Genomic DNA, 22715 nt, shown 5'->3' with positions numbered 1-22715 from the left:
CGAGGTGCACGTGTTCGGGCGTCGCGGTCCGGCGCAGGCGAAGTTCACCCCGCTGGAGCTGCGCGAGCTGGATCATTCGCCGACCATCGAGGTCATCGTCGATCCGGAGGACATCGACTACGACGAGGGTTCGGAGGCCGCGCGGCGGCACTCCAAGCAGGTCGACATGGTCGCCAACACCCTCGAGCAGTGGGCCATCCGCGACCAGGGCAACCGCCCGCACAAGTTGTTCCTGCACTTCTTCGAGTCCCCGGCCGAGGTGCTCGGCGACGAGAACGGCAAGGTCGTCGGTCTGCGCACCGAGCGCACCCAGCTCGACGGCACCGGCAACGTCAAGGGCACCGGGGTGTTCAAGGACTGGGACGTGCAGGCGATCTACCGCGCCGTCGGTTACCTGTCGCAGAACATCAACCAGCTGCCGTTCGACGACCAGGCGGGCACCGTGCCCAACGAGGCGGGTCGCGTCATCGCCGACGAGAACGCCGATGGCCCGGCGCGCTACATGCCCGCCACCTACGTGACCGGCTGGATCAAGCGCGGCCCGGTCGGTCTGATCGGCCACACCAAGGGCGACGCCAACGAGACCATCGCCTGCCTGCTCGACGACGCCCCCGGCTTCGCCCCGGCCGAGAACCCGGACCCGCAGGCCGTGACCGAGTTCCTCGAGGGCAAGGGCATCCCGTTCACCACCTGGGCGGGCTGGTACCGCCTCGACGCGCACGAGCGCGCGCTCGGCGAGCCCGAGGGCCGCGAGCGCGTCAAGGTGGTGGAGCGCGAGGACATGCTCCGCGCGAGTCTCGGCTGACGCATGCCCCGACCCCGAACTGAAAGGCAACCGTGATGACCGAGCCGTTGGTATCGAAGGAACGAATCGAGCAGGCGCTGGCGCTGGTCCAGGATCCCGAGATCCACCGTCCCATCACCGAATTGAACATGATCGACGCCATCGACGTGCGTGCAGGCAACCGGATCGCCGTCCGGGTGCTGCTCACCGTGGCCGCCTGCCCGATGCGGACCACGATCGACCGCGACGTCCGAGCGGCCGTGCTCGACGTTCCTGGCGTCACGGAGGTGAGCGTCGAGTTCGGCGTGATGTCCGACGAGCAGCGGGCCGTGCTGCGCTCCCAGTTGCGCGGCGACGCACAGGACGATGTCGTTCCGTTCGCCCAGCCCCACTCCCGGACCCGCGTCTACTGCGTGGCCTCCGGCAAGGGTGGCGTGGGAAAGTCCACGGTCACGGTCAATCTCGCCGCAGCCATGGCCGCGCGCGGGCTCGCGGTCGGTGTGCTGGACGCCGACATCCACGGCCATTCGATTCCCGGGATGCTCGGCGTCACGGGCGTACCGACTCAGGTCGATCGGATGATCATGCCGCCGACGGGCCGCGGCGTCCGGGTCATCTCGATCGGCATGTTCCTCGATGCCGACAAGCCGGTGGTGTGGCGTGGACCGATGCTGCACCGCGCGCTGCGGCAGTTCCTCGCGCAGGTGTTCTGGGGCGATCTGGACGTGCTGCTCGTCGACCTGCCGCCCGGCACCGGTGACATCGCGATCTCGCTGGCGCAACTGCTGCCCGATGCCGAACTGTTGATCGTCACTACGCCGCAGCCGACGGCGGCGGGCATCGCCGCGCGGGCGGGCGCCGTCGCGGCGGAGACGGGGCAGCGGGTGGTCGGTGTCGTGGAGAACATGTCCTGGTACGACGATCCCGCGGGTGGTCGTCAGGCACTGTTCGGTGCGGGCGGTGGCCGCGCGGTCAGCGATCGGTTGACCGCCCTGCTCGGCTCCGCGTGTCCGCTGCTGGGGCGGATCCCGTTCCATCCCGACGTGGGCGCGGCGGGGGATCTGGGTGCACCGATCGTTGTCGCGGAGCCCAACTCCACGGCCGCGAGCGCGCTCCGCGCTGTGGCACAGCGGCTTGCCGTACGCCCCCGCGGCTTGGCGGGGCGCTCGCTGGCGGTCGACGTGAAATGACCTCGTAGTCGGAAGTCGTTGCGGCGACGGCTGCGCTGAATTAGGTTGTCCTTAGTTGTTGTTGAACATCGATTTCACTAATGCGGCCGGGGTGCGCGGGTGACTCCGACCGACCGAGTGGGAGGACGAACCCATGGGCGCCGATGTCGAACTCGACGGGATCCCGCTGACCATGCTCTGGACCCTGCACAACCGGGCCAGCGAGTCCAAACGGCCCGACGCGATCCTGCGCGACCCCGACTGCGAGCGGATCTACGACGCGATCGCCTTCGACTACGAGCGGACCTTCGGCAAGCCGGACGGCACGCACGCGGTGCGGTCGAAGAAGTTCGACGCGGTGCTGCGGCCCTGGCTCGCGGCGCATCCCGGCGGCACGGTGGTGGAACTCGCGGCCGGACTCGAGACCGAATTCCAGCGCTGCGACGACGGGCAGGTGCGGTGGCTGTGCGTGGACGTGCCGGACGCGATCGCGGTGCGCGAACGATTCCTGCCGCCGAGCGAGCGGTGCAGGCATCTGCCCGTGAGCGCGCTGGACACCGCCTGGCTGGATCAGGTGGACTCGTCGCGCGGCGTATTCGTCACGGCGCAAGGGCTTTTCATGTACTTCGAGCCGGAGCAGGTGCGACAGCTGTGCTCCGCGATCCTGGACCGGTTCCCTGGCGTGGAGTTGATGTTCGACACCATCCCGCCCTGGTTCTCCCACAAGACGGTGCGCGGCTTCCACAAGACCCCCCACTACGAGGCGCCGCCGATGCCGTGGGGCGTCCGGCGCAGCGACATCGCGGACCTGGTGCGCTCGTGGAGTCCGAAGGTCACCGAGGTGACGGTCTCGTCTTACAGCCCGTCGCACGGACCGCTGCCCGCCACGCTGCCGCTGTTCGAGCGACTGCCGGTCTTGCGCGACATCCCGCCCGCGATCGCGCACGTGCGCACCGCTGCCTGAACGCGTTCCGAAGCGCGCCCGAGGGGTTTAGGCTTTAGAGCCATGACCGCCTTCACCGGCAAGGTCGTACTCATCACCGGCGGCGCCCGCGGCATCGGTGCGGAAGTCGCCCGGCGGCTGCACGCGCGCGGCGCGCACCTGATACTCGTCGACGTCGATCCGCCCCCGCTGCGGGAACTCGCGGCGGAACTGGGTGGCGAGGAGCGTGTCGTGGCGGTCTCCGCCGACGTGCGCGACTTCGCCGCGATGGAGGCCGCGGTCGCGCGGGGAATCGAGCGGTTCGGCGGCATCGACATCGTGATGGCAAACGCGGGCATCGCCAGCTACGGATCGGTTCTTGCCGTGGATCCCGCCGCTTTCCGGCGGGTGATCGAGGTCAACCTCGTCGGTTGCTTCCACACCGTCCGGGCCGCCTTGCCATCGGTCGTCGAGCGGCGTGGATACGTGCTGATCGTGTCCTCCCTCGCGGCCTATCTCGCGATGCCGGGGATGGCGCCCTACGACGCCGCCAAGGCCGGGGTCGAGCACTTCGCGAACGCGTTGCGGCTCGAGGTCGCCCACCTCGGCGTCGATGTCGGGTCCGCGCACATGTCGTGGATCGATACCCCGCTCGTGCGGGAGAGCTTCGCCGATCTGCCCGCGGTCGCGCGCGGGCTCGCCGCGCTGCCGAGCCCGATCCGCAAGACGACCTCGGTGCGGGAGTGCGGCGCCAGGTTCGAGCGGGGTATCGCGCGGCGCGCCAGGCGGATCAACGTTCCCGTGTGGGTCGGCCTGCTGCGCTGGCTGCGGCCGCTGCTGCAGATGCGGCTCGTCGAGCGCTCGAGCGGCAAGACCACCCCGGACTGGCTGCCCGAGGTCGACGCCGAGGTGGCCGAACTCGGTCGTTCGTTCAGTGCCCGGACCCAGGCGCTCGGAGGGGATTAGGCGTACTCCGCATTCGCTCCGGTCATGCGCGTCTTGCGTACCTCCGCATTCGCTCGGGCCATGCGCGGTCTGGTGACGAACCGCCGTCCGACGGGGCTGTCCGAGGTCGCCTCGGCCTGTCGAGGAGGCCACCGCTGCCGCGCGGCGCCCGCAGCGGCGCGTTGCGGGGGATAGACGTTCTCCCAGAAGGGAATTCGCTCATTCCGCCGCCGAAGTGACCGGGAATTGGTAGTTTTCGCGGAACCGCGCGGGTGCGTTAGGCAAGGTCGATGGGGGTTCGCGGAGATGTCCGGCTCGGAACTATCGGGAAGCGTGTCCGTCGGACACCGTGATCGACTGCCGGGCAAGAGGATTCGCGCGGACGTCGCGGGCGCGGTGCGCGACGAGCTGGTCCGGGACCCGGCCGCCATCCCGGACCTGCCGCAGGTCGCGGCGGCGCTGTTCCTCAGTTGCCGCACGCTCTCCCGGCGGCTCAACGCGGAGGGGACGTCGTTTCGCGCGCTGGTGGACGAGGTGCGCCGGGCGCGGTCCGAACAGTTGCTCGGCCACACGCGTCTGACCACCGAACAGGTCGCCAGCAGACTCGGCTACGCCGAATCGGCCTCGTTCATCCGCGCCTTCCGGCGCTGGAACGGATGCCCGCCGCAGGAATTCCGTTCCCGCGGCAGACATTCCGTTCGACCCTGACCTAGATCTTGCGGATGACCGTCACGACCTTGCCGAGGATGCGGGCGTCGTTACCCGGGATCGGCTCGAACAGCGGGTTGTGCGGCATCAGCCAGACGTCCTTGCCGCTGCGCTTGAAGGTCTTCACCGTGGCCTCGCCCTCGATCATCGCGGCCACGATGTCGCCGTTGTCGGCGACGTTCTGCTGGCGAACGACCACCCAGTCGCCGTCGCAGATGGCGGCGTCGACCATCGACTGGCCGACGACCTTCAGCAGGAACAGCGAACCGTCGCCGACCAATTCGCGCGGCAGCGGGAACACGTCCTCCACGGCCTGCTCGGCGAGAATCGGCCCACCGGCGGCGATCCGGCCCAGCACCGGGACGAAGGTCGGAGTCGGACGGCTCGGATCGATCGCGGCGGCCTCGGCGTCCTCGATCGCGGCGCCGGGCAGGCTGGTCACCGCGCGCACCGCCTCGTCGAGTCCGCGGACGTCGACCGCGCGGGGGCGGTTGGGGTCGCGGCGTAAATAGCCCTTACGTTCCAGGGCCCGAAGTTGGTGGGCGACCGACGAGGTGGAGGTCAGTCCGACCGCGTCGCCGATCTCGCGGATGCTCGGCGGGTAGCCGCGCTCGCTCACCGAGGTCCGGATGACCTCCAGCACCTTGCGCTGACGCACGGTGAGATCTGCCCCGGTCGGCGACGGGTCGCCGCCGACTCCGCTCTCGTCGCCCGTGTCGTCTGTGTGGCTCACCGCAACCGCCCTTCCTGTCGTTGATGTCGCTTTTCGAATTTAGTCCGGTCACGCCCAGGTTTCAAACATCTGTTCGACGCATGTCGGGCGTTTCGTGCTGACTTCGGCGCCGCCGCGTGGTAGAAATCGAACATCAGTTCTTCGAACATGTGATCGAAAGCGACTCCCTTCGAGCCATCCCGCCTGTATCCACACGGAGGTTTGTCCGATGAACACAGCGATCCGCGAAATCCGCGCCACCGAATCCGCTCCGGCCTCCGAGGGTCCGATCGATGACCTGGGCTTCGACTCCGTGCCGCGGGTGCGGCGCGCGCGCCGCGGCGGACTGCGCGCGCTGGACGGGCCGGGTCGCGCGGTGGCGGATCGCCGCCCGCGCGCGAGCAGGCCGGGCGGGGCTGTGGAACTGTATCGGCGTGGTTCCGTGCGCACGCTCGCGGCCCGGCGGCCTCGCGGCGCGCATCCGGCGCCGAGTGTCGAGCAGGCGCAACTCGGATTCGCGGTGCTCGCCGTCGCGGCCCTGCTCAGCGCGCTGGTAGTCGTGGCTTTCCTCGCGTTGGCCCATTGGCGAGCGGGCACTTTCGAAGAACCCGCGCCGTCGCCTTCGATTCCCGCGGAAATCGGACAGCAGTCGCACTACGGCAACTTCACGCGCTGATTCGGCGAATCCGCTGCCATCGAGTTCGTCGCGCACGGGCGGTCGCCGGTGTCGCGTCGGCGCCGACGGTGCCGTCGGGATCGTCCGGCGGGGGATGGGCTCCGAATCCATTTCCCTTGCGGCGTATGGGACATCCAGGGAGTCGGCCAAGGGCGTGGCCGAAAATCTCGATCCAGAACTAGAACGCGTTGCTACTGTGCTGAAAACGTGACCCAGGCAACACCTGCCTCGAACGATTTCGGGACCACTTGCAATGACGCAGCGACACACCGCGGGCCGGGCGCTTCGGGCTTTCGCCGGGCTGTTCTTCTGTCTTCTGTTGGGATTCGGCGCGATTCCCGCCGCCCACGCGAACACTGCCTACCACGGCTATCTGGATCTTCCGTCGGTCAACGGCGACGGTGAGTACGGCGGCGGACTGAATCCCGCACTGCCGCTGGACGAACCGACGTTGCGCGCGGCGCTGGACCAGGCGCGCGCCGACGGCATCGCGCCGGAACGCTATGCGACACTGCTGCATCAGTACTGGCTCGTGGTGGCGACCGGCAACGCCGCTATCGATCTGGCCGGGTGGGATCCCAGCCGGGGTGTGCGGGCCAACGAGCGCATGTTCAATCAGGTGTATGTCAACTACCTGCGGCTGACCACGTCGCACCCGGAGTTCTACTGGGCGGGTCTCGCCGGGATCGCGGGTGGCTCGTTCGCTTCCGGTTTCTTCGACATGAGCGATGTCGGCATCGTCCTCGATGTGCCCGGCATTCATCAACTCGGCAACGCGGTCGCCGATCTGCTGCGCGGGACCCCCGAGGAACTGGTCGGCGAACTGCCCGCCGACATCCGGCTGCTCGCCACCGAAGGCGCGCGGCTGTCCGCCGAGGACGTCGCGTGGTACCAGACCCGGCTGATGATCATGCAGAAGCACATCTTCACCGACCTGGTTCCGATGCACGAAGCCTTCGTCGCGCTCGGCATGCCGGGGATCGACGAGATGTTCGCCGCCGGGATCATCGACGCGGACATCCGCGCCGCCTGGCACTCGATCACGATGGGCACCCGCGACGGCTACATCGACGCGCTGATTCGCATGACCGACCGGGAACAGAACCGTGTCATCGCCGACCAGTGGGACGTCACCTCCGCGGGCCGTGACGGCATCGGTCGCGTGCTCACCTACGTCAGCACGATCGCGGGCAAACCCGCGGTGCCCGGCGTGCGGGCGCCCGGGGTCTTCGCACCGGCCACCGTGCGCGCCGATCTCGGCGGCCGGTCGATGGCGCTGCGCACCGCGCTGCCAGCCTTCAACTGGGCCGACCGGGAGGACCGCTGGACCTACATCATGGGCGACCTGGTGCCGCGCCACATCGACATGGAGTCCGACGCCGTGCTCGCCGCGACCGTGCTCGGCGAGTCGTTCTGGCACAAACTCGCCCGCGGGCGGCTCGTGCCGCGTCTGCCCGAACTGCTCGCCGATCTGACCGCCCGGTGGCAACTAGTCGAGTGATGCGGCCCGCCGGACGGAACTCCCGGTAACGACCCGGGTATTCTCGAAGAGCTATGGAGGTATACCGCGTGTCAACCGGGGTATACCTTGTGCCGGGTACATCGACGAAGGATCTCTCGGATGCATTGCCCGTACTGCCGACACCCTGACTCGCGGGTGGTCGACTCGCGCGAGGCCGAGGAAGGCGCGGCCATCCGCCGTCGACGTTCCTGCCCGAACTGTGGGCGGCGTTTCACCACGGTCGAGACCGCCATCCTGTCCGTGGTCAAGCGCAGCGGCGTCACCGAACCGTTCAGCCGGGAGAAGGTCATCCGTGGCGTGCGGCGCGCCTGCCAAGGCCGCGAGGTCGACGACGACGCACTGAACCTGCTGGCCCAGCAGGTCGAGGACGCCGTACGCGCGACCGGTTCGCCCGAGGTGCCCAGCCACGAGGTCGGTCTCGCGATCCTCGGCCCGCTGCGCGATCTCGACGAGGTCGCCTATCTACGCTTCGCCTCGGTCTACCGGTCCTTCACCTCCGCCGAGGACTTCGAACGCGAGATACGGGAGATGCGCGAGGCGCGCGCCGCGGCGGGCGTCGCCGCAGACTGATCCGCTCCGACTCCGAGCCCGCCGGAACGCAATCCGGCGGGCTCGCGGTCGCTTGGTCCGGCAATCGTCCGCGCGGGTCCGGCTAACGGCGGATCGCCGCGATCGCCTTCTCGATCCTCTTCGCCGACACCGGATACGGCGTGCCGAGCTTCTGGGCGAACAGGCTGACCCGGAATTCCTCGATCATCCACCAGATCTCGGTGACATCGGGCGCCTGCTTGCGTCCGTCGGGCAGTGCGGCGACCAAGCGGTCGTACGCGGCGAGGACACGGTCGATCTCGGCCATGCCCTGCCGGTCGCGCACGGCGGAACCGGGCAGCGATTCCAACCGCACCAGCGCGGCGCGCAGGTAGCGGGGTAGGTCCCGCAGGCGCGCGCTGCCCCATTCGGAGACGAAGCCGGGGAAGACCAGATCGTCGAGCTGGTGGCGGACGTCGTCGGCTATGTCGCGCTCGGCGACGCCACCCAGCGCCGAGGTCACCCCGTGCGCCTCGGCCAGCACCGGCACCACCGCGCGGACGATGCGGGCCACCTCGGTCGCGAGCTTGGGGCGGATCGCGCCGACGAGGGCCTCGAATCGGTCCGGGCTGCGCACCGGGCCGCCCGCGCCCGCGATCAGTTCGTCGGCGGCCGCCGCGCGGCAGTCCTCGACGAGCGCCTCCAGCGAGCCGTACGGATTCTGGCTCAGCGCAAGACGATCCGTGGGCGAGAGTCCGGCGGTGACGGTGCGCACCGAGGTCGGTATCGCGTGCAGGACCAGGGCGCGGGTGCCGGCCCGCATCGCGGTGGCCTGTTCGGCGGGCGAGCTGAGGACTCGCACCGCCACGCCCTCGCCTTCGGGCACCAGTGCCGGGTATCCGGTTACGGTCTGCCCGGCGACCTTCCGCCGCACCGTCGGCTCGACGGTGCCGAGGGACTCCGAGGTCCACACGGTGGCCGCGGCGCGCTCGGCGCCCGCGGTCGCACGCGCCACGGAGGCCGAGACCTGTTCGGCGAGTCGCGTCTTCAGCGCGGCCAGGCTCTTGCCCTTGGCCAGCACCCCGCCGCGGGTGTCGACCGCGGCGAAGGTCATGCGCAGGTGGTCGGGCAGCGCGGCGGGATCGAGGTCGTTCGGCGTGATCGTCACCGAGCCGAGCCGGGACAGCTCCCTGGCCAGACCGGTGCGCAGCGGTTCGGCGCGCGGGGTGAGCGCGGCGAGTGCGGCGGCGGCGAAGTCCGGCGCGGGTACCACGCTGCGCCGCAACGACTTCGGCAGCGTCTTGATCAGCGCCGCGGCCAGTTCCTCGCGCATGCCAGGCACCAGCCAGTCGAAGCCGACGGCGCGCACGTGCGCCAACTGCTCGACCGGGATGCGCACGGTGACACCGTCGTCCTCCTGGCCCGGCTCGAACTGGTAGGTCAGCGGAAAGCTCAGCTCGCCCTGGCGCCACGCGTCCGGGAAGTCCGTCGGATCCAGCGCCGCCGCGTTCTCGTTGACCACCGTCGACTTCGAGAAGTCCAGCAGCGCCGGGTCTTCCCGCTTCGCGGTCCGCCACCAGCTGTCGAAATGCCGCGCGGAGACGACGTCGGCGGGGACGCGCTGGTCGTAGAACCCGAACAGCACCTCGTCGTCGACCAGGATGTCGCGGCGGCGGGCCCGGTGCTCGAGGTCGGCCACGTCGTCCAGCAGCTCCCGATTGCGGTGGAAGAACTCGTGTTTGGTCTGCCACTCGCCCTGCACCAGCGCGTGCCGCAGGAACAGCTCGCGGGACACCTCGGGGTCGATGCGGCCGTAGTCCACCGGTCGGCTCGTCACCAGCGGCACCCCGTACAGCGTGACCCGCTCGTAGGCCCGCGCGGAACCGCGCTTGGACGACCAGTGCGGCTCGGAGTAGGTGCGCTTGACCAGATCGCCCGCCAGCCGCTCGGCCCACTCGGGTTCCACCCTGGCCGCCATGCGGCCGAACAGCCGCGACGTCTCGACGAGCTCGGCGGCCATCACCCAGCGCGGCGGCTTCTTCGCCAGCGACGAGCCGGGGAAGATCATGAACTTGGCGCCCCGCGCGCCGAGGAATTCCCGGCTCTCCGCCTCGCGCACGCCGATGTGCGAGAGCATGCCCGCCAGCAGCGATTGATGGATCGCGGTGGAATCCCAAGGGAGGCCGTCGTTCTCGGCTGCGACAACCGGAACGTCCGCTGCCTTGACCGTCCCTCGGCCGCCGCGCCGCCTGCCGGGCCGGTTCGATGCGGCGGCGTCGTCACCGTGATCGGCGGATTCCGTTGTCGCGCGGGCGGATCGAGAGCCGCGGCCGTCGGCCGACCAGCCCAGCCCCTTGGTGATCGTGCGTAGCTGCCCGTGTAGGTCCTGCCACTCCCTGATCCGCAGGTAGTGCAGGAACTCCTCCCGGCACATCCGCCGGAACTGATTGGACGACAGCGATTTTCGCTGCTCGGTGAGGTAGTCCCAGAGCCGCAGGTAGGCGAGGAAGTCGGAGCCCTCGACGACGAAACGCGCGTGCTTGGTGTCGGCGGCCTGCTGGAACTCGGCGGGCCGCTCGCGGACGTCCTGGATCGACAGCGCCGCGACGATGATCAGCACCTCGGCCAGGCAGCCGTTGCCGTTGGCCTGCACCAGCATCCGCGCCATGCGCGGATCGACCGGCAGCTGCGCCATCTCGCGACCGACGGGGGTCAGCGCCAACGCGGCATCCGGGCCCGCCGCGCCGCGGGCCAGCGCGCCCAGTTCCTCCAGCAGCGCGATGCCGTCGCGGATCGCGCGTTTGTCCGGCGCCTCCACGAACGGGAAGTTCTCGATGTCGCCGAGCCCGAGCGCGGTCATCTGGAGGATGACGGCGGCCAGGTTGGTGCGCAAAATCTCCGGTTCGGTGAACGCGGGCCGGGATTCGAAATCGTCCTCGGAGTACAGCCGGATGGCGATGCCGTCCGCGACGCGGCCGCAGCGCCCGGACCGCTGCCGCGCCGAGGCCTGCGAGACCGGTTCGATCGGCAGCCGCTGCACCTTGGTGCGCATCGAATAGCGGGAAATACGCGCGGTGCCGGGGTCGATCACATAGCGGATGCCGGGCACGGTCAGCGAGGTCTCCGCGACGTTGGTGGCCAGCACCACGCGACGGCCGGTGTGCGGCGCGAAGACGCGGTGCTGCTCGGCGGTGGACAGCCGCGCGTACAGCGGAAGGATCTCGGTGCGCGGCAGCTTCAGGTCGCGCAGCGCGTCGGCGGTGTCGCGGATCTCGCGTTCGCCGGAGAGGAAGACCAGCACGTCGCCGTCGCCCTCGGCGAACAGCTCGCGCACCGCGTCGCCGATCGCGTCGACGGGGTCGCGGTCCACCACGCGGGTGTCCTCGTCGTCCTCGTCGGCGGAGGGTAGTTCGAGGCTCAGCGGCCGGTACCGGAGCTCGACGGGGTAGGAGCGGCCCGACACCTCGACAATCGGTGCGGGCGTGCCCTTCTCGTCGGCGAAATGCTTGGCGAACAGCTCCGGATCGATGGTCGCCGAGGTGATGATCACCTTCAGGTCGGGGCGGCGCGGCAGCAACTGCTTCAGGTAGCCGAGCAGGAAATCGATGTTGAGGCTGCGCTCGTGCGCCTCGTCGATGATGATCGTGTCGTAGCGGCGCAGCAAGCGGTCGCGCTGGATCTCGGCGAGCAGGATGCCGTCGGTCATCAGCTTGACCAGGGTGCGCTCGGAGGCCTGATCGGTGAACCGCACCGTGTAGCCGATGACGTCGCCCAGCTCGGTGTCCAGCTCCTCGGCGATGCGTTCGGCCACGGTGCGCGCGGCCAGCCTGCGCGGCTGGGTGTGCCCGATCGCGCCGCGGATGCCGCGTCCCAGCTCCAGGCAGATCTTCGGGATCTGCGTCGTCTTGCCGGAGCCGGTCTCGCCCGCGACGATCACCACCTGGTTGGCGGCGATCGCCTCGGCGATGTCGGCGCGACGGGCGGTGACGGGCAGCTGCTCGGGGTAGCGGATCCGCGGCACCGCGGCTCGGCGCGCTTCGACGCGCAGCTCGGCGGCGGTGATGTCGGCGGCGATCTCCTCGAGGTCCGTGCCGCGCGCCCGGTCCAGCCGACGTCGCAGCCGGTACTCGTCGCGGAGGGAGAGATTCGCCAGGCGGGTGCGGAGCTCGCGGGTTCCGGTATCAGCTGTCCTGGTCATTGCGTCGTCCAGCCTACCGGGCCGGGCCTCACCGCCCGCCGCTGCCGGGCTGCCGCGGGCGCCCACACCGATAGCCGAACGTGTGCCGAGGGTGCCGAATCGGCGGGTCGCGCGTGCCGAGGTATGCGAGGATCGGCCCATGGACGCGGGCTCGGACGCGGCGTCGGCGGTGCGCGGACGCGGTGTTGCCTTCGGTGTACTCGGTGTGGTGGCCGCACCAGGTGGGCGCGCCGAGCGATGGCGTCGGCCCGGCCCCGGCGGCTGGGCTCCGGTGGCGGCGGTCGCGGTGGCGTGGTGCGGGTGAGCCGCGTCGCGGTCGGTCCGATCTCGGCTTCGCTGAGGTAAGGGTGGTGACATGAGCGAACGTAATGAGCGAATCGTGTGCCAGCGCGCCTCGCGCGTGCCGGAGTCGAGCGTCAGCGAGGCGAAGGCATGAGCGAACGAAGTGAGCGAATCATGTGCCAGCGCGCCTCGCGCGTGCCGCAGCCGAGCGCCAGCGAGGCGAAGGCATGAGCGAACGAAGTGAGCGAATCATGTCCCAGCGCGCCTCGCGCATGCCGCAGCCGAGCGCCAGCGAGGCGAAGGCATGAGCGCGTTGTGGCATGGATTCGCCGATATGGGCGCCGTCGAACGGGACGGCGCGTTCGTGATCGCGCGCGGCGAGGGCGCCTACGTCTACGACCAGTCGGGCGCTCGATATCTCGACGCCACCGCCGGACTGTGGTTCGCCAACATCGGGCACGGCCGCGGCGAGATCGCCGACGCGGTCGCCGCCCAGCTGCGCGAGATCGCGCACTACTCGAATTTCGGCGACATCGCCGAAGCGCCCACCCGGGAACTCGCCGAGCGGCTCGCGGCGATCGCGCCGGTGCCGGGCAGCAAGATCTTCTTCACCTCGGGCGGATCGGACGCGATCGACACCGCCGCCAAACTGGCCAGGCGCTACTGGCACCAGGTGGGCAGGCCGGAGAAGACGATCGTGGTCGGCAGGGAGCGCGCGTATCACGGAATGCACGTCGCCGGAACGGCGTTGGCGGGACTGCCGCTCAACCGCGAGGGATACGGCGAGCTCATGCCCGACGCGCGCACCGTCGCGTGGGACGACGCCAAGGCGCTGCTCGCGCTGATCGAGGAGGTGGGCGCCGAACACATCGCCGCCTTCTTCTGCGAGCCGATCATCGGCGCGGGCGGGGTGTATCTGCCGCCGGAGGGGTACCTGAACGAGGTGCGGCGCATCTGCGACGACTACGAGATCCTGTTCGTCGCCGACGAGGTCGTCACCGGATTCGGGCGCATCGGCGGAAGCTGGTTCGCCTCGAGCCGCTTCGACCTGCGGCCCGACATCATGACCACCGCCAAGGGGCTCACCAGCGGCTATCTGCCGATGGGCGCGGTGTTCGTCGCGCCGGAACCGGCCGAGCCGTTCTTCGGCGGCGGCGTGTGGTGGCGGCACGGGTACACCTACGGCGGGCACGCCGCCGCGGCGGTCGCGGCGCTGGTCAACCTCGACATCATCGAACGCGAGAACCTGCTCGCCGAGGCGGCCCGGCTGGAACGGACCTTGCACGAGAAGCTCGCGCCGTTGGCCGCGCATCCGCGGGTGGCGGAGGTGCGCAGCGGGCTCGGTGCGGTGGCGGCGGTGCAGCTGGCGGATCCGGCCGAAGCGCCCGCGTTCGTCAAAGAGCTACGCGCCCAGGGTGTTTCGAGTCGTGCTGCGGGACAGGGGGCGATGCAGGTCTCGCCGCCGTTCGTGACGACCGACGCTCAGGTCGACGAGCTGACCGCCGCGTTCACCCGGGCGCTGGGCTGATCCCCCGGCTCACAGTGCCAGCGTCATGAACACGCTGTGCGGATCTTCGGTGTAGTCGGCGAAGGGCGGACCGATCTCGAAACCGTGGCGCGCGTAGAGGCGTTGGGCGGGAAGATAATACGGTGCCGCGCCGGTCTCCAGGCTGAGTCGGCGGTAGCCGCGGGCGCGTGCCTCGTCGACGATGTGCGCGAGCAGGGTGGCGGCGACGCCGCGACCGGTGTGCTCGGCCGAGGTGCGCATGGACTTGATCTCACCGTGGGTCGCGTCGAGCTGTTTCAGCGCTCCACAGCCCAGGAGTTCCGCCTCCTCGCGCACGCTCCAGAAGGTGATGTCGGGATGGCGCAGCTCGGACAGGTCGAGCGCGTGCATGCTGTCGTCGGGGGAGTTGGCTCGCATCTCGGCCAAGTGGGTGGCTAGCAGGGCGATGATGTCGGAGCCGGTGAGGTCGTCGACGGCGATGCGCGCGGCGGTGCGCTGTTCCTCGGCGTGGCTCGACATACCGACCATTATGGTCGCGAAGCGAACCCTCGACGGAACTGTGTGAGACACCTTACTGTGAGGACACTCGTCCTCGTTCCGCGCGCTTCAGCTCAGGTGGATCCATGAACCGTGTCAACAGCGTCGGCTCCGTCGTGGTCGGCGCGGCCCGCCGCGTCGCCGACGAGACCTACTACGCGAGCCTCGCGGTGCGCGCGGGCCTGGCCACCCCGCAACGGCCGGATCGGCTGGCGCGCATCGGTTTCGCGGTGCTGCGGTCGGGGATGCTCGGGGGACTGGTGACGGTGGCCGCACTGCGCTACCGGCACCGGGCCGCGATCATCGATGAACTGGGCACGGTGAGCTTTCGCGAGCTCGACGAACGCACCACCGCGCTGGCCAACGCCTGGCGGGCGCGCGGTCTACGCGACGGCGAAGGCGTGGCCGTGCTCGCGCGCAACCACCGCGGCTTCCACTACGCGGTGTTCGCCGCGGCCAAGTGCGGCGCCAAGATCATCCTGCTGAACACCGATTTCGCCGGGCCGCAGCTGCGCGAGGTCCTGGCGCGCGAAGGCGCCGATCTGCTGGTCTACGACGACGAATACGCGGGCATCCTGGGCGATCTGCGCACACCGCGCGGCCGCTACCGCGCCTGGACCGACGCGCCCGCGGTCGACACGCTGGAGAACCTGATCGCGGGCGGCTCCAGAAAACCACCGCGCCGACCGAGCACCGCCGCCCGGATCATCCTGCTGACCAGCGGCACCACCGGAACCCCCAAAGGGGCGCCGCGCCGGGAGCCGACCTCGCTGGCGCCGCTGGGCGCCATCCTCGGCCGGGTGCCGTTCCGCGCCCGAGAGATCACCGAATGCCCGGCGCCGCTGTTCCACACCCTCGGCTTCGCGCACGCCATCATGGCCGTCGGTTTCGGCTCGACTTTGGTGATCCGGCGGCGCTTCGATCCGCAGGCGGTACTCGACAGCCTGCACCGCAATCGCGCCACCGCGTTGATCACCGTGCCCGTGATGCTGCAGAGGCTGGTCGATCTCGGGGCGGAAGCCCGTGCGGGACTCGACTTCTCGCGGCTGCGGATCGTCTTCGTCGCGGGCTCGCAGTTGGGCGCCGAGCTGTGTGTGCGGGTCACCGAGGCGTTCGGTCCCGTGGTCTACAACGTCTACGGCTCTACCGAGGTGGCGTACGCGACCATCGCCACGCCCGCCGACCTGGCGGTCGAGCCCGGCTGCGTCGGCACCCCGGTGCCCAGCACCACCGTCAAGATCTTCGACGAGAACGACGCCGAGCTGCCGCAAGGCCGCACCGGACGCATCTTCGTCGGCAACAACTACCAGTTCGAGGGTTACACCGGCGGGGGAGACAAAGACCGCATCGGCTCCCTGATGTCCACCGGCGACGTCGGCCATTTCGACAGCGCGGGACGGCTTTTCATCGACGGCAGGGACGACGACATGATCGTCTCCGGCGGCGAGAACGTCTTCCCCGGCGAAGTCGAGGAACTGCTCGCCGCCCACCCCGCGGTCGAGGAAGTGAGCGCTTTCGGCGTCGAGGACGACCGACACGGCCAGCGCCTGCGCGCGGTCATCGTCGTCCGCCCCGGCCACACCCTCACCGAAGACGAGGTGCGCGACCACGTCAAAACCCACTTGGCCCGCTTCAAGGTCCCCCGCGACGTCCTCTTCGTCGACCAACTCCCGAGAAACCCCACCGGCAAAGTCCTCAAACGCGTCCTGCGGGAGATGGGTTAGAACGAGTCCGGCTGGGACACGGGAATGGGTCAGTCCATGCCGAACAGGCGGCGCATGGTGTGGCGGAGGCGGGCGCGGTCGGGGAGTGCGGTGCGGAGCCAGCCGTCGGGTGGGACCACGACGAGTCCGCTTCTGCGGTGTTCGACGCAGTCGACGATGGCGTCGGCGACCAGTTCGGGGGCCGGGGCATAGCCGGGGGCGATGGTGCTGACCAGCACGCCTTGTTCGGCGAGGCCGCGGTGCAGCGCGGTGCCGAGGCCGACGACGGCGTGTTTGGTCGCGCTGTAGACGGCCGCGCCGAGTGCCGCGGTGACGCCGACCGCCGAGCCGATGTTGACGATGTGGCCGTGTCCCTGCTCCACGAAACGTCTTCCGGCCAAACGGGATCCGTTGATCACCGCGCGCAGGTTGACGTCGATCTGGTGATCCGATTCGATCTCGGACTCGCTCAGGAACGATCCGCTCGGCGCGGTGTCGGCGGCGTTCACCACCACGTCCAGCCCGCCGAGTTTGCGTTCGGCGCGGGCGAGGAACTCGGCGAACCGCGCACTGTCGGCGGTGTCCAGCGCGAGGCCCACGGCGGTGCCGCCGTGCATTCGCGCGAACTGCTCGGCCACCGCGCGGGCCCGTCCCGTGTCGCAGTCCCCGAGCGCCACGTCCGCGCCGGCCGCGAGAAAGGCCAGCGCGATCTCGCGGCCGACGCCGTGCGCGCCTCCGGTGATCGCTACCCGTTTGCCCACAAGTGTCTTCTTCGACATGTGATTTCGCCCGCTTTCGCCTCGGGCCTCGACGGTAGGGCGCGGCGCGGTGTCGATGCCATGCGATGTCGGGTCAGGACATTTCGGATATCGGCCAGTTGTGCCGCCCGACCGTGAGGTGTTCGCCGCGCCCACCGTCCGGACGGACAGGACGTCCGGCTGTCCTTGCGATGTCCGGCCAAAACCATGCGGAATCCGGCCATGCCGGACGACGATGAAGCGGTGTCCTCGTGGGAGTGGCGGCGCTCGGTGACCTTGTCGGCTGTGCTGGTCGAAGTGGCGCGCGACCACGGTCTGCCGCTCGCGGAATGCTTGCGCGACACCGGGATCGAGCCCGCGCAGCTCACGACGCCGGGCATGGAAGTCACCGCCGCGCAGGAGCTGGCTCTCATCGGCAATATCGTCACCCGGTTCGACGACCGACCCGGCCTCGGCCTGGAAGCCGGAATGCGCACGCACGTCACGACTTACGGCGCGCTCGGGCTGGCGCTGCTCAGCAGTCCGACGGCGCGCTCGGCGGTGGACCTGCTGATGCGCTACATCCGGATGACCACGACTTTCGCCCGCACCCGGCACGTCTACCAGGACGACACGCTGCTGCTCTACGCCGACGACCGCGCCGTGCCGTCGCGACTGCGCGGCTTCCTGCTGGAGCGGGACGTCGCTGTGCTGCTGACGAACTGGACGGCGGTGTACCACGCGCCAGCGCCGATTCTGGGCGGCCAGGTCGCCTGGGGACTGCGTCCCCGGCTGCAACCGATCCTGGACCAGTACAGCCTCACGGCAACCGATGGCGTCGGCCCGCACCTGGTCGTCTTCGACACCGCGGGCTTCGACGACCCACTGCCGCAAGCCAGCCCGCTCACCGCGGCGCTGTTCGAGGAGCAGTGCGCGGACCTGCTGCGGCGGCGGGGGCTTGCCAAGGGCATCGCCGGATCGGTACGGGAGGTCCTGCTGCACCGGCTGGGCGGGCGCGTCTCGCAGGAGGACGTGGCGGCCGCGTTGCACATGAGTCTGCGCACCATGCGCCGCCGCCTAGCGGACGAGGGCACGTCGTATCGCAGGCTGTGCAGCGAGACCTATGGCAACCTGGCCGAGGAACTGCTCGCCACCGGCCTGACCGTCGAGGACGTCGCCTACCGCATGGGGTACTCGGGCGCGCCGAGCTTCTCCAACGCGTTCAAACAGTGGCGCGGCGTCTCCCCTGGCCGGTTCGCCCGCGCGGCCGCCGAACGGCACGGCCGCCCGATCTGACGCGAAAAACCGGTGGCCGAGCCGGCGTCGGCGCGCGTACCTTCGACCCTCGTAATTCTCGACGGGGGAGGAAAGTTATGGAGGCGACGGTCACGGTGACTCCGGACCAGCTGCCGGAGTTGCTGCTGCATGTCGCCTTGGTGCGGCCGGTGTTTCTCTGGGGCGCACCGGGTATCGGCAAGAGCTCGCTGGTGCGCTCGTTCGCCGAATCGCTCGGGCTGGAGTGCGTCACGCTGCTCGGCACCCAGCTCGCGCCGGAGGACCTGATCGGGGTGCCGCAGATCGTCGGCGACCGCAGCCGCTTCGCGCCGCCCGAGCTCATCGCCCGGCCGACGCCGTACTGCCTGTTCCTCGACGAACTGAACGCGGCGGCGCCCGAGGTGCAGAAGTCGTTCTACTCGCTGATCCTGGACCGCCGCATCGGCGGCTACGAGCTGCCCGCCGGTTCGGTGGTGATCGGCGCGGGCAACCGCGCCACCGACAACGCGCTGGCCCGTCCGATGGCCTCGGCGCTGGTCAACCGCATGGTGCACCTGCACCTGCGGGCCGACGTGGACGACTGGCTGAAGTGGGCCGCGCACAACGACATTCACCCGTGGGTGGTGCGCTACGTGACCCAGCGCCCCGATCACCTGTGGTCGGCGGCGCCGAAGACCGAGGCGCCCTTCTCCACCCCGCGCGGCTGGCACATGCTTTCCGACGCGCTGCACTCCTGCGGCGACGATCTCGACGACACGTTGCTCGAGGTGCTCGCGGCGGGCACGCTGACCCCCGCGCACGCCTCGGGGTTCCGCGCCTTCGTCAGGACCATCCGGCACGCGTACGATCTGGACGCCGTGCTCGAGGGCGAGGCCGACTGGCCGCGCGATCCCGGCGACCGCGATCTGCTGCACTTCCTGTCCGAGACCTTCCGCGCGCGGTTGATCAAGGACCTGCCCGGCTCCCGCAAGCACGTCTCCGCCGCGACGCACCGATTCGTGTTGCGGGCCAAGACGATGCTCGTCGAGCTGGCGGAGATCTCGGTCGAATGCGCGCAGTTGGTGATCGCCTCGGACGCCGACGGTCTGCCGGTACTGCCCTCCTGGTTCCTGGTCGAGGTGACCCGCGACCTGCCGCGCCTGGCCGCGCGGCGATAGTCGTGGGCGCCGCGCGCGGGAAGCGCCGCGCGACTGTCGACCCCTGGCGCGAGGCCGTGCTGGACGGCTGGGGCATGGTCATGGCGCACCGCGCCTTCCGATATCTGCCGGGTCGGCTCTACGAGCTCGACCCGCGCCAGACTTCGCCGGAGGTGTGGGCGCGCATAGCAGGCGGGGGCATCGGCTACCACCCGAAGCGCCGCGCCGAATCCGCCGAGTGGGCCTGGGTTTTCGCGCACTGTCTGCTGCACGCCGGATTCGGGCACATGGATCCGCGCGGCGTGGATCCCGCGAATATCGTCACCGACAGCCATCTGGCGAAAAGCTGGTCCAGCGACGCGGCCGAACCGCACCCAGCCTATCGTGCCGCCTGCTGCGCGGTCGTCGACCAGTATCTGACCACGATGAAGATCGGGCGTCGGCCGACCGAACTTCCCGCCACGCCGAGCATTTCCGACGAGCACGCCACCGCGGCGCGCTGGCGCGGCACCGCCGTCCCCGTCGAGTACCGGCGCGACGACCCGCCGGACTTCCTGATCAGCGGCGCCGCCGCGGCCGAGCGCGCCGACGACCCCGCGCGCTTCGCCGCGGGCATCGCCGCCGCCGCCCGCGACGCGTTGACCGTCGCGGGCGGCGATTCGACACCGGACGGGCGTCGGCCGCAGCAGGCCTGGGACGCGGCGCTCAGCTGGTTCGTCTCCTCGTACCCGCTGCTCGGCGCGCTGGCGGCTGGGATGACGCTCGTCGCCGACGCCGATCTGGCGCGCGGCTGGGATATCGCCATCGCGGCGGTCAACGCGGAGGTGGCGGAGATCTACGTCAACCCGCTGGCCGGGCTGACCCAGGAGGAGTGGCGCTTCGTGCTCGCGCACGAAATGCTGCACGCCGCACTGCGACACGGCGAACGCACCGCCTGGCGCGACCCGTACCTGTTCAACATCGCGTGCGACTACGTGGTGAACGGCTGGCTGGTGGAGCTGGGAGTCGGGGTCATGCCCGAGGGCCTGCTCTACGACCCCGCGCTGAAAGGCTGCTCGGCGGAAGAGGTGTACGACCGCATCGCGACGGATCTGCGGCGATTGCGCAAGCTCGCCACGTTGCGCGGGCGCGGCCGCGGCGACGTGCTCGGCGAACCGCTGCCGCACTCCGGCGGCGCGGGACGCTACGTCGACCTGGACGACTACTACCGCAACGCGCTGACCACCGGCCTGGCCTATCACCTCAACAGTGGGCGCGGTTACCTCCCCGCCGCGCTGGAAGAGGCGATCCGCGCCATGGACCAGCCGCCGCTGCCGTGGGACGCGCAGCTGGCGCACTGGTTCGACGAGCACGTCCCCTCGGTCGACAAGCGCCGCAGCTATGCCCGCGCCTCCCGCAGGCAGGCGTCGACGCCCGACATCCCCCGCCCCGCCTGGGTGCGGCCGGAGGAGAGCGCGCGGCTGCCGACCTTCGGCGTCGTCCTCGACACCTCGGGCTCGATGGACGCGGCGCTGCTCGGAAAAGGTCTGGGCGCCATCGCTTCCTACGCGCTGGCCAGAGACGTGCCGCGCGCCAGGGTGGTGTACTGCGACGCCGCGGCCTACGACGCCGGATACCTGCCGGTCGAGGAGATCGCGCGCGGCGTGCGCGTGCGCGGCCGCGGCGGCACGGTCTTGCAGCCCGGAGTTCGGCTGCTCGAACGCGCCGACGACTTTCCCGCCGACGGACCGATTCTGATCATCACCGACGGCGCCTGCGATGTGCTGCGGGTGCGCCGTGAGCACGCCTACCTCGTGCCCGCGGGCGCGTCGCTGCCGTTTCGGCCGAATGGTCCGGTCTTCCGGATGCGGTGAGCCGGGGTGTCCGAGGACGGCGTCGGTAGCTCACGCTCGGAGTAGCGAGAAAGGGCACCCTAACCCCGTCCGGAATGCGAGCATGGAAGGGCTGTCTCACGATCGCCGCGGCGAAAGGTGGTGGGGTGTGGCCGAGTTCGTGCAGGAATACGCCGCGTTGCGGTGGTCGGTGGTGGCGGCGTTCCTGGTGGCGTCCGCGATCGTGACGTTGCGGTTGGCGGGACCCGTTCGCGGGAACGCGGGCTCGGTCGATCAGGGGATAGGTGGTGCGAGAATCCTCGAATCGCCCGCGGGTTCGAACCGGGTTGCTTCCCAGCGCATCTCATCTCACCCGCAGGCCGCACACCAAGAGTCGGATGCCGCCCATCTGGTCATGTGCCTGATCATGCTGGCGATGCTGCTCTTCCCGACCGGAGCCAGCCCGCACGCCGTGCGTGGCGTGCTGATCGCCATGACGGTCGCGTTCGGCGCGCTGCTCGTCGGCCGGATCGTGGAATGGCGCGCGACGCGCGAGAACGCCTCGGCGGGACAGATCTTCGCGATCGGGTATCACGCGTTCGCCGCCGCGGCCATGCTCTACGCGATGTCCGGGCATTCGGCCGCCGGCCATGCGGGACCGCCGCCCGTCGCGGCCTCTGCGCTCGCCGCGCTTTTCCTCGCCGACGCGCTCGCGGTGCTGTTCCTGCGCGGCGGCGGATGGCACCGGATCGCGCACTCGGTCGGCGCGATCCGGTCGGCGGCCGTCGTGCCGCACGTGGTGATGGATCTCGGTATGGCGTACATGCTCGTCGCCGCGGCGCTCGGATGAGACCGGGAATCAGATTTCTACGACGGTTTCGGCGACGACGCGACCGCCGAGACGCACCCAGCCGTCGGAGTCCCACTCGGTGAACAACTGCGAGCCCTGGCCCTGCGTGATGATCAGGCTGCGGCGCAGCCGAGCGGTGAGCGCGACCGCTGCCGCGCCGGTGGCCTCGTCCTCTTCGATGCCCATGGTGGGAGCGAACATTCGCGAACGCAGCGTGGCACGGTGCTCCTCGGTCCAGCACCACAGGTAGTGCGGTCCACCGGGGTACTCCTCGGGCCGCGCCGCGGCCAGCTCATCGAGGCTGTCGAGCTGATGGAAGGTGAAGTCCGGCGCCCACTCGCCGCGCGCCTTGATCCAGGTCAGGCCGTCGGCCACCTCGACGGGCACCGGTCCGGCAGGCATGTCGAGCACTCGCACAGGGATGCCCTGTTCGGCGAGCCACCACGCGGTGCCGACCGACGGATGTCCGGCGAACGGGAGTTCGACGGCCGGGGTGTAGATCCGCATGCGGGCGATCTCGGCGACCGGGTCCTCGACGACGACCGTCTCGCTGTAGCCCGCCCGCGCCGCGAGAGCCTGCGGATCGGTCTCGCCGACGTCCTTCGCACGGGCGATGCCCAGTGGATTGCCGAGGCGTCCGGTCGCATCCGTGAATACGCGCACCACCTCGACCCGCGTGCCCATGGCTTCCGGTTCATCCTGTGTGCCCATGC

20 protein-coding genes are annotated in these 22715 nt (G+C 70.0%); 15 read left to right on the top strand and 5 right to left on the bottom strand.

From position 1 onward, the window contains the following. The 5 genes from T333_RS25905 to T333_RS25885 all read left to right on the top strand — a co-directional run. Positions 1-805 (top strand): ferredoxin--NADP reductase domain-containing protein (locus T333_RS25905; RefSeq protein WP_496426115.1); only part of this gene is annotated, 805 nt, incomplete at its 5' end. A 35-nt stretch (positions 806-840) separates the two neighbouring features. Further along, the gene (locus tag T333_RS25900) at positions 841-1974 is read left to right on the top strand and encodes an Mrp/NBP35 family ATP-binding protein (RefSeq protein WP_357257085.1); all 1134 of its coding nucleotides are present in this window, start codon (positions 841-843) and stop codon (positions 1972-1974) included. 133 nt (positions 1975-2107) lie between these two features. Beyond that, complete coding sequence (locus T333_RS25895; protein WP_496426114.1) at positions 2108-2917, top strand: class I SAM-dependent methyltransferase; 810 nt, start codon at positions 2108-2110, stop codon at positions 2915-2917. A gap of 42 nt (positions 2918-2959) precedes the next feature. Then, positions 2960-3841 (top strand): SDR family oxidoreductase, encoded by an 882-nt coding sequence (locus T333_RS25890; RefSeq protein ID WP_496426113.1) that lies wholly within the window; start codon positions 2960-2962, stop codon positions 3839-3841. A 312-nt stretch (positions 3842-4153) separates the two neighbouring features. Then, positions 4154-4528 (top strand): helix-turn-helix transcriptional regulator, encoded by a 375-nt coding sequence (locus T333_RS25885; RefSeq protein WP_496426112.1) that lies wholly within the window; start codon positions 4154-4156, stop codon positions 4526-4528. Position 4529: 1 nt separating this feature from the next. Here the strand turns inward: T333_RS25885 and lexA are convergent, their stop codons facing one another. After that, entirely contained in the window at positions 4530-5261 is a 732-nt protein-coding gene (gene lexA / locus T333_RS25880) for a transcriptional repressor LexA (protein WP_354999545.1), read from the bottom strand. A gap of 208 nt (positions 5262-5469) precedes the next feature. Here lexA and T333_RS25875 point away from each other — a divergent pair, with 208 nt between their 5' ends. The 3 genes from T333_RS25875 to nrdR all read left to right on the top strand — a co-directional run bounded on the left by T333_RS25875 (position 5470) and on the right by nrdR (position 8008). Continuing rightward, positions 5470-5916, top strand: a complete 447-nt coding sequence (locus T333_RS25875) for a hypothetical protein (protein ID WP_357257075.1) — start codon at positions 5470-5472, stop codon at positions 5914-5916. Positions 5917-6169: 253 nt separating this feature from the next. Next, complete coding sequence (locus tag T333_RS25870) at positions 6170-7417, top strand: hypothetical protein (RefSeq protein WP_496426111.1); 1248 nt, start codon at positions 6170-6172, stop codon at positions 7415-7417. 120 nt (positions 7418-7537) lie between these two features. Next, positions 7538-8008 carry a transcriptional regulator NrdR gene (gene nrdR, locus T333_RS25865; protein WP_067779472.1) on the top strand — a complete coding sequence of 157 codons (471 nt, stop codon included), beginning with the start codon at positions 7538-7540 and terminating at the stop codon, positions 8006-8008. An 82-nt stretch (positions 8009-8090) separates the two neighbouring features. Here the strand turns inward: nrdR and hrpA are convergent, their stop codons facing one another. Beyond that, complete coding sequence (gene hrpA, locus T333_RS25860) at positions 8091-12164, bottom strand: ATP-dependent RNA helicase HrpA (RefSeq protein ID WP_496426110.1); 4074 nt, start codon at positions 12162-12164, stop codon at positions 8091-8093. Positions 12165-12303: 139 nt separating this feature from the next. Here hrpA and T333_RS25855 point away from each other — a divergent pair, with 139 nt between their 5' ends. Both T333_RS25855 and T333_RS25850 read left to right on the top strand, forming a co-directional pair. Then, positions 12304-12468 carry a hypothetical protein gene (locus tag T333_RS25855; RefSeq protein WP_354999549.1) on the top strand — a complete coding sequence of 55 codons (165 nt, stop codon included), beginning with the start codon at positions 12304-12306 and terminating at the stop codon, positions 12466-12468. Positions 12469-12750: 282 nt separating this feature from the next. Further along, the gene (locus T333_RS25850; RefSeq protein ID WP_357257066.1) at positions 12751-13974 is read left to right on the top strand and encodes an aminotransferase family protein; all 1224 of its coding nucleotides are present in this window, start codon (positions 12751-12753) and stop codon (positions 13972-13974) included. A gap of 9 nt (positions 13975-13983) precedes the next feature. Here the strand turns inward: T333_RS25850 and T333_RS25845 are convergent, their stop codons facing one another. Next, entirely contained in the window at positions 13984-14472 is a 489-nt protein-coding gene (locus tag T333_RS25845) for a GNAT family N-acetyltransferase (protein ID WP_357257062.1), read from the bottom strand. 104 nt (positions 14473-14576) lie between these two features. Between T333_RS25845 and T333_RS25840 the strand changes: the two genes are divergently transcribed. Further along, on the top strand, positions 14577-16214 hold the full coding sequence (locus tag T333_RS25840) for an acyl-CoA synthetase (protein WP_496426109.1): 1638 nt from the start codon (positions 14577-14579) through the stop codon (positions 16212-16214). A 29-nt stretch (positions 16215-16243) separates the two neighbouring features. Here the strand turns inward: T333_RS25840 and T333_RS25835 are convergent, their stop codons facing one another. After that, positions 16244-16954, bottom strand: a complete 711-nt coding sequence (locus T333_RS25835; RefSeq protein WP_354999553.1) for an SDR family NAD(P)-dependent oxidoreductase — start codon at positions 16952-16954, stop codon at positions 16244-16246. A 219-nt stretch (positions 16955-17173) separates the two neighbouring features. On the opposite strand from T333_RS25835, the gene T333_RS25830 reads away from it, so the two are divergent. The 4 genes from T333_RS25830 (at position 17174) to T333_RS25815 (ending at position 22002) form a co-directional block, all read left to right on the top strand. Continuing rightward, entirely contained in the window at positions 17174-18226 is a 1053-nt protein-coding gene (locus tag T333_RS25830; protein WP_496426108.1) for an AraC family transcriptional regulator, read from the top strand. A 77-nt stretch (positions 18227-18303) separates the two neighbouring features. Further along, a complete protein-coding gene (locus T333_RS25825; protein ID WP_496426107.1) occupies positions 18304-19362 on the top strand; it encodes an AAA family ATPase in 1059 nt (352 codons plus the stop codon). 2 nt (positions 19363-19364) lie between these two features. Next, on the top strand, positions 19365-21194 hold the full coding sequence (locus T333_RS25820; RefSeq protein WP_496426106.1) for a vWA domain-containing protein: 1830 nt from the start codon (positions 19365-19367) through the stop codon (positions 21192-21194). Between the two features lie 127 nt (positions 21195-21321). Beyond that, positions 21322-22002, top strand: coding sequence for a DUF5134 domain-containing protein (locus tag T333_RS25815; protein WP_496426105.1), 681 nt, complete (start codon positions 21322-21324; stop codon positions 22000-22002). Positions 22003-22011: 9 nt separating this feature from the next. On the opposite strand, the gene T333_RS25810 is transcribed toward T333_RS25815, so the two are convergent. After that, on the bottom strand, positions 22012-22686 hold the full coding sequence (locus T333_RS25810; protein WP_496426136.1) for a PhzF family phenazine biosynthesis protein: 675 nt from the start codon (positions 22684-22686) through the stop codon (positions 22012-22014). Positions 22687-22715: the final 29 nt, after the last annotated feature.

Source organism: Nocardia sp. CNS-044 (assembly GCF_059570515.1).
This window is presented reverse-complemented; position numbering and strand designations above follow the sequence as displayed.